This is a genomic window from Streptomyces sp. NPDC030183 (genome assembly GCF_055573455.1).
In genome coordinates, this window is sequence record NZ_JBVIBK010000042.1 from 48187 (window position 1) to 54186 (window position 6000).

7 protein-coding genes are annotated in these 6000 nt (G+C 71.7%); 3 read left to right on the forward strand and 4 right to left on the reverse strand.

Features of this window, described 5'->3' with window-relative positions; genetic code table 11:
• Positions 1–10: 10 nt before the first annotated feature.
• From dhaM to dhaK, 3 genes are all read right to left on the reverse strand, one after another.
• Complete coding sequence (dhaM, locus tag ACZ4Z2_RS34990; protein WP_468081612.1) at positions 11–421, reverse strand: dihydroxyacetone kinase phosphoryl donor subunit DhaM; 411 nt, start codon at positions 419–421, stop codon at positions 11–13.
• A complete protein-coding gene (gene dhaL / locus ACZ4Z2_RS34995; RefSeq protein ID WP_468081613.1) occupies positions 414–1022 on the reverse strand; it encodes a dihydroxyacetone kinase subunit DhaL in 609 nt (202 codons plus the stop codon). Before dhaL ends, dhaM begins: the two co-directional genes overlap by 8 nt.
• Positions 1023–1115: 93 nt before the next feature.
• Positions 1116–2108 carry a dihydroxyacetone kinase subunit DhaK gene (gene dhaK, locus ACZ4Z2_RS35000; RefSeq protein ID WP_468081614.1) on the reverse strand — a complete coding sequence of 331 codons (993 nt, stop codon included), beginning with the start codon at positions 2106–2108 and terminating at the stop codon, positions 1116–1118.
• Between the two features lie 263 nt (positions 2109–2371).
• On the opposite strand from dhaK, the gene ACZ4Z2_RS35005 reads away from it, so the two are divergent.
• Positions 2372–2812, forward strand: a complete 441-nt coding sequence (locus ACZ4Z2_RS35005; protein WP_468081615.1) for an AAA family ATPase — start codon at positions 2372–2374, stop codon at positions 2810–2812.
• On the forward strand, positions 2733–3011 hold the full coding sequence (locus ACZ4Z2_RS35010; protein ID WP_468081624.1) for a hypothetical protein: 279 nt from the start codon (positions 2733–2735) through the stop codon (positions 3009–3011). The genes ACZ4Z2_RS35005 and ACZ4Z2_RS35010 overlap by 80 nt, the downstream gene beginning before the upstream one ends.
• Here ACZ4Z2_RS35010 and ACZ4Z2_RS35015 read toward each other — a convergent pair.
• Positions 2998–3165 (reverse strand): hypothetical protein, encoded by a 168-nt coding sequence (locus ACZ4Z2_RS35015; RefSeq protein WP_468081617.1) that lies wholly within the window; start codon positions 3163–3165, stop codon positions 2998–3000. The two genes, ACZ4Z2_RS35010 and ACZ4Z2_RS35015, sit on opposite strands and share 14 nt — an antisense overlap.
• A 576-nt stretch (positions 3166–3741) precedes the next feature.
• On the opposite strand from ACZ4Z2_RS35015, the gene ACZ4Z2_RS35020 reads away from it, so the two are divergent.
• Positions 3742–5820, forward strand: coding sequence for a SpoIIE family protein phosphatase (locus tag ACZ4Z2_RS35020; protein WP_468081618.1), 2079 nt, complete (start codon positions 3742–3744; stop codon positions 5818–5820).
• Positions 5821–6000 lie beyond the last annotated feature (180 nt).

Here is a 6000-nt window from a genome sequence, read left to right on the forward strand (position 1 = left end):
CCGGCCGTCGTCACTCCTTGCGGTACGCGTACGCCTCGGACGCGGCGGCGGCGACCGCGGCCAGGTCGGCGCCGGTGGAGGCGGTGACGACCGCGGCGACGGCACCCTCGACGAACGGCGCGTCGACCAGACGCGTGCCCTCGGGGAGTTCGTCACCCTCGGCGAGCAGTGCCTTCACAGTGAGGACGGCACTGCCGAGGTCCGTGAGGACGGCGACGCCCGCGCCCCGGTCCACGGCCGCGGCCGCCGCCGAGATCAGCACGGCGCTGGTGCCGAGCCCCCCGTCCTCCGTGCCGCCCGCCGGAGCGATCGGCACATCGGCTCCCCCGCCCGCGAGCCCGCGCGCCAGCTCGGCGACCGAGGACGCGACGGCGGCGCTGTGCGAGACCAGCACGATGCCGACCTGCTTCCCGTCAGCCATCGGACGCCTCCGCGGTGTCGGCGAGCGCCGCGACGAGCAGCGCGGCGGACGTGGCACCGGGATCCTGGTGCCCGATGCTGCGCTCACCGAGATAGCTGGCACGCCCCTTACGGGCCTGCAACGGCGTGGTCGCCAGGGCGCCCTCCTCGGCGGCGGCCCGTGCCGCCGCGAAGGAACGGTCGAGCGCCTCGACGGCCGGGACCAGCGCGTCGATCATCGTCTTGTCGCCCGGTGCCGCCCCGCCGAGCGTCATCACCGCGTCCACACCCGCCCGCAGCGCGGTCGTGAGGTCCGCGTCGCTCACCTCGGCCGCGTCGCCGAGCGCCTTGCCGGTGCGGCGCAGCAGCGTGCCGTACAGCGGGCCCGACGCGCCGCCCACCGTCGAGATCAGCTGACGCCCCGCCAGCACGAGCACACCACCGGGCGTGTCCGGGGCCTCCTTCTCCAGTACGGACACCACGGCGGCGAAACCGCGGTGCAGATTGCTGCCGTGGTCGGCGTCCCCGATCGGCGAGTCGAGCGCCGTGAGCCGCTCGGCCTCGCGTTCCACCGAGGCCGCTGTGGCCGTCATCCAACGACGGAAGAAGTCGGCGTCGAGCACGGAATCTCCTTGCCTGTACGAGAGTCAGCGGACTGAGCCATATGGGCCGTACCCCGGCACGTACCGTACGCACCGTCCGGGGGGGCCACGGGATCAGATCCCCCAGCGCAGCCCCGGCGTCCTCACCGGCGCGTCGTACAGGCGGAGCGTCTCCTCGTCGATCTGGCACAGCGTGACCGACGCGCCGGCCATGTCGAGGGAGGTGACGTAGTTGCCGACGAGGGTGCGGGCGACGGCGACGCCGCGCTCGGTGAGCGCCCGCTGCACCTCGGCGTTGAAGCCGTACAGCTCCAGCAGCGGTGTGGCGCCCATGCCGTTGACGAGGAGCAGGACGGGATTGCGGGGGCTCATGTCGTCCAGGAGGGCGTTGACGGCGAAGTCGGCGATCTCGCCCGAGGTCATCATGGCGCGCCGCTCCCGCCCCGGCTCACCATGGATGCCGATTCCCAACTCCAGCTCGCCGGGCGGGAGATCGAAGGTGGGGCTGCCCTTGGCCGGGGTCGTGCAGGCGCTGAGCGCCACCCCGAAGCTGCGCGAGTTCCCGTTGACCTGACGGGCCAGTGCCGCGACCCGCTCCAGCGGCTGCCCCTCCTCGGCGGCGGCGCCGGCGATCTTCTCCACGAAGAGGGTGGCGCCGGTGCCGCGCCGCCCGGCGGTGTACAGGCTGTCGGTCACCGCGACGTCGTCGTCGACGAGCACCTTGGCGACCTGGATGCCCTCGTCCTCGGCGAGCTCGGCCGCCATGTCGAAGTTGAGCACGTCACCGGTGTAGTTCTTGACGATGAACAGCACCCCGGCGCCGCTGTCCACGGCTGCCGCGGCCCGCACCATCTGGTCCGGCACGGGTGAGGTGAACACTTCGCCCGGGCAGGCCGCCGACAGCATGCCCGGCCCCACGAACCCTCCGTGCAGCGGCTCATGCCCCGAACCGCCCCCGGAGACCAGCGCCACCTTCCCGGCCACCGGCGCGTCCCGCCGTACGACCACCCGGTTCTCCACGTCCACCGTCAGCTCGGGATGAGCGGCGGCCATCCCCCGCAACGCGTCCGCGACGACGGTCTCCGCGACGTTGATGAGCATCTTCATTGCTGCCTCCTGAAGGGGATAGCGGTCAGGCTCTGGGCCTGCGTTCTACCAGTTCGGAGTCCACGAGGTTGGTCTTCGATCTCGGCGGTGCGTGACGGTCCGGGGCGGGTCCTGACGGAACTGATGCCGACCTGACGCCACTTCGGTGACGGTCCATCAGGTCCAGCGGGTCATTGGTCGTGTGACGATCGCAGCTCCTGCTGACGGCAGTATCGGCCTTGCGGCAGCGAAGGTCACGCAGCCGGTGCCCCTAGCGGAGAGGGATGGGCCCTCATGGGGGATCGGCGCATGCGGACTCCACGCCGCTGACAGAGCGCCAACACCACATCCAAGCCCTTGACGACGCCTGTCAGGAATGCCCGAGGAGCAGAGGCGGTCTGATCCTCGTAGGGGGTCGGTTCGGCACCGGGAAGACATCCCTTCTCAGGGCGGTTCGTTCGTTGCCGGCGGCTGAGGCCTACGGCATGGTGAGGCAGCTCTTCGAGTACCTGCTGGCGTCCGCAACTCCCGTAGAGCACGACGCACTTGTGTCAGGACCCGCTGCCATGGCCGCACCGCTCTTCGACTACGCGGATGGCGGCGCCTACGGTGAAGCGCAGCCCGCGCAGAAGCGGAACCTGCTGCGTGGCGTACTGGATGCTGGTCAATCTCTCCCAACGACGACCCCTGCTCGTGCTGTTGGACGACCTGCACTGCGCCGCTGACGAACAGTCGCTTCAGTTTCTGCACCACATGGAATGCCGCGTCGATCAGCATCCGATTCTCTGTGTCGCCGCCATGGCACCCGTGCACCACGGCAACGACCCCGAGGCCGGCCACGTCATCACGACATCCATTCTGCCCACCATCAGCCTCGACGAACTGAGCCAGGACGGTGTACGCGATGTGCTCACATGGCGATGATCACGCCGAAGGACACGCCGATCGACAGCAGCGTCATCGCCGCGGCCTTCCGCGCCACCATGGGGGCGCGGAACATGCCGTACAGGAGCAGCATTCCCGCGCCGACGACGGCGAGGATCACCCAGGGCAGCCGTTCGCCCACCACGTCGGCCATGTCGATGACCACCGCCGTCGCCCCGCCCCCCCCAGGGCCTTGCCGCCCGAGGGGCCCAGCGCCTTGGGGGCCAGGTCGTCGCGGATGCGGTGGACGAGGTGGGTGACTTCCTCGTCCTGCGGCGCGTGCCGTGGGATCACCGTCACCACGGCCGCCTCGCCGTCCTCGCTGGTCGCGGGCGGCACAGTCTCACCGCACGCCTGCCGGCTCGCCACACGGCGCGGTCCCGCGGTCCACGACAGAAAGACCGACCCCCCGCGTCCGGCGCCCCGGGCCGGCCGTACCGATCCGACGCCGCCGACAGCGATCACACGCATGGGGGATGCCAGGGGCACGGCTCGACCGGCTGACCGGATCACCGCGCTCTTCGAGCCGCACACCGTGGCCGGCGACCTCCTCGCCCCGCGGAAGGCGCTCGACGGCGCCGAACGCACCACGACGGGGTGCTCCACGCCCGGGGGAGCGCTCCGCGTGGACGGCGATGGCGTGCGGTGGCGCGAGGGCAGAGGTAAGACTGACAGGGGGCCCGGCAGCAGGGGACCGGTTCCCGTGCTGCCGCCGGAAGGAGCGTCCGGTATGCCCGAGCGAGAGTCCCGGGACGGGAGCGGCTGGCAGGACAGCATCACCGCCGCGCCCGGCGGGCTCCTCGACGTGCTCCGCGTGGCGGCACTCGTCCTGGACAGCGACGGCCGGATCGCGCTGTGGAGCCCCGAAGCGGAGTCACTGCTCGGATTCCCCGCCACGGAGGCGCTGGGCCGGGACGCGGGCGCGCTCCTCGTCGCCCCGGAGAACCAGGCGCGGGCGCGCGAGCTGTTCAAGAGCGTCCGCACCGGGGCGCGCTGGGCGGGCGTCTTCCCGGTGCGGCACAAGGACGGCACCACCCGCCGGGTCGAGTTCCGCACCATGCAGCTGCGCGACGCCGACGGCGGGATTCTCGCCCTCGGCCTGGGAACCGACGCCGAGACCGTGCGCAACGTCGAGCGCGACCTGGCGCTCTCCCACATCCTGGTCAGCCAGTCGCCGGTGGGGATCGCGGTCTTCGACACCGAGCTGCGGTGGCTGCGGGTCAACCCTTCACTGGAGCGCCTCAACGGCGTCCCCGAGGAGGCAGTGCTGGGCCGCCGCGTCGGCGAGGTGCTGCCCGCCCTCGACGTCGACGCCATCGAGTCACGGATGCGCTACGTCCTGCGGACCGGTGAGCCGCTCCTCGACCAGCAGACGGTGGGCCGCACGAAGGCCGACAACGAGGAGCACGCCTACTCGGAGTCGTACCACCGCATCGAGGACCCCAACGGGCAGGTCCTGGGGTTGGCGATCTCCGTACTGGACGTCTCCGAACGGCAGCGGGCGGCGTCCGAGGTCGCGCAGGCGCGCGAGCGGCTGGCGATGATCGCCGACGCCGGCGTCCGCATCGGCACCACGCTCGACCTGCGTCGCACGGCGCGCGAGCTGGCGGACGTGGTCGTTCCCGACCTCGCCGACCTCGCCGCCGTGGACGCCCTCGACACCGTCGTCAACCCCGGCGGCTCGGCCGCGCCGAGGGCGGACGGTTCCCTCGACTTCTGGCCCCTCGCCCTCAAGGCGAGCCACCCCACCGACGCGATCGCGGCCGCCGACCCCGTCGGCCGGCCCGCCCAGTACAGCCCGTCCCGGTTGGTCACCCAGTGCGTACGCGAGGCGCGACCGATCCTCCAGGCGCACGTGGACGACGCGGCGATGCGGAGGATCGCCCGGGACGACAGCGCGGCCGAGACGCTGCGGGGCGCCGGTGTCCACTCCTATCTGGCCGTTCCCCTGATGGCCCGCGGCGAGGTGCTGGGCACGCTCAGCCTGTGCCGCACGGTCAACCCCCGGCCGTTCGACGACCAGGACGTCACCCTCGCCGTCGAACTGGCCGCACGAGCCGCCATCTGCATCGACAACGCACGGCTTTACGGACGCGAACGCGACATCGCGCTCACCCTCCAGCGCAGCCTGCTGTCCCAGGCACCGCCGCGGCACGGCGGCATGGAGGTGGCCTCGCGCTATCTGCCCGCCATCAGCGAGGTGGGCGGGGACTGGTTCGACGTGTTGCCGCTGAAGGACGACAAGGTGGGACTCGTCGTCGGGGACGTCATGGGCAAGGGCGTGCACGCGGCGGCGATCATGGGCCAGCTCCGCACCGCCACGCGGGCACTGGCCCGGCTCGACCTGCCCCCGGCCGAGCTGCTGCACCACCTCGACGGCCTCACCGCCTCCCTCGGCGACCCCGACACCCTGGCCACCTGCCTCTACGTCGTGTGCGATCCCCGCCGCGGCCGCTGCGAACTCTCCCGTGCGGGCCATCTCCCGCCGGTCCTGGTGGGCCCGCACGGGAAGGCCGAACTCCTCGACATCGCCGGCGGAGTGCCGCTCGGGGTCGGCGGCGTGCCCTTCACCGTCGGCGAGCACGAACTCGCCGAGGGGGCTCTGCTCGCCCTGTTCACGGACGGCCTGGTCGAGAGCCACGCGATGTCCGTCGACGCGGGACTGCACAATGTGCTGCGCGTCCTGGACGACACCCGTCTCCCGCTGGAGCGGATCTGCGACCTGCTGCTCACCGCCCTCACCCCCGAGCCGGACGACGACGTCGCCCTCCTCCTGGCCCGCCGCGGGAACGGCCGTCCACCGGCCTAGGCCCAATGCCGGTGACTTAGATGGTGTGTGGTCTGGAGATCGTGAGGACTGCCATGGCTGGTGGCGGCAGGTTGCGGTGTTCGGCTCGTTTGAGGGGCCAGTTGGACATCTTGCGTTTGATGACGCGGGGACTGGTCCGTTGACGCCGTTGGGGTAAGAGGCGTTCGGTGATCTCAGTCC

Bases quoted from the DNA above. Each gene is read 5' to 3' on its own strand.
- ACZ4Z2_RS35020 (WP_468081618.1), top strand. From the start codon at position 3,742: ATGCCCGAGCGAGAGTCCCGGGACGGGAGCGGCTGGCAGGACAGCATC.
- dhaK (WP_468081614.1), bottom strand. From the start codon at position 2,108: ATGAAGATGCTCATCAACGTCGCGGAGACCGTCGTCGCGGACGCGTTG.
- ACZ4Z2_RS35005 (WP_468081615.1), top strand. From the start codon at position 2,372: ATGGGCCCTCATGGGGGATCGGCGCATGCGGACTCCACGCCGCTGACA.
- dhaM (WP_468081612.1), bottom strand. From the start codon at position 421: ATGGCTGACGGGAAGCAGGTCGGCATCGTGCTGGTCTCGCACAGCGCC.
- ACZ4Z2_RS35015 (WP_468081617.1), bottom strand. From the start codon at position 3,165: ATGGCCGACGTGGTGGGCGAACGGCTGCCCTGGGTGATCCTCGCCGTC.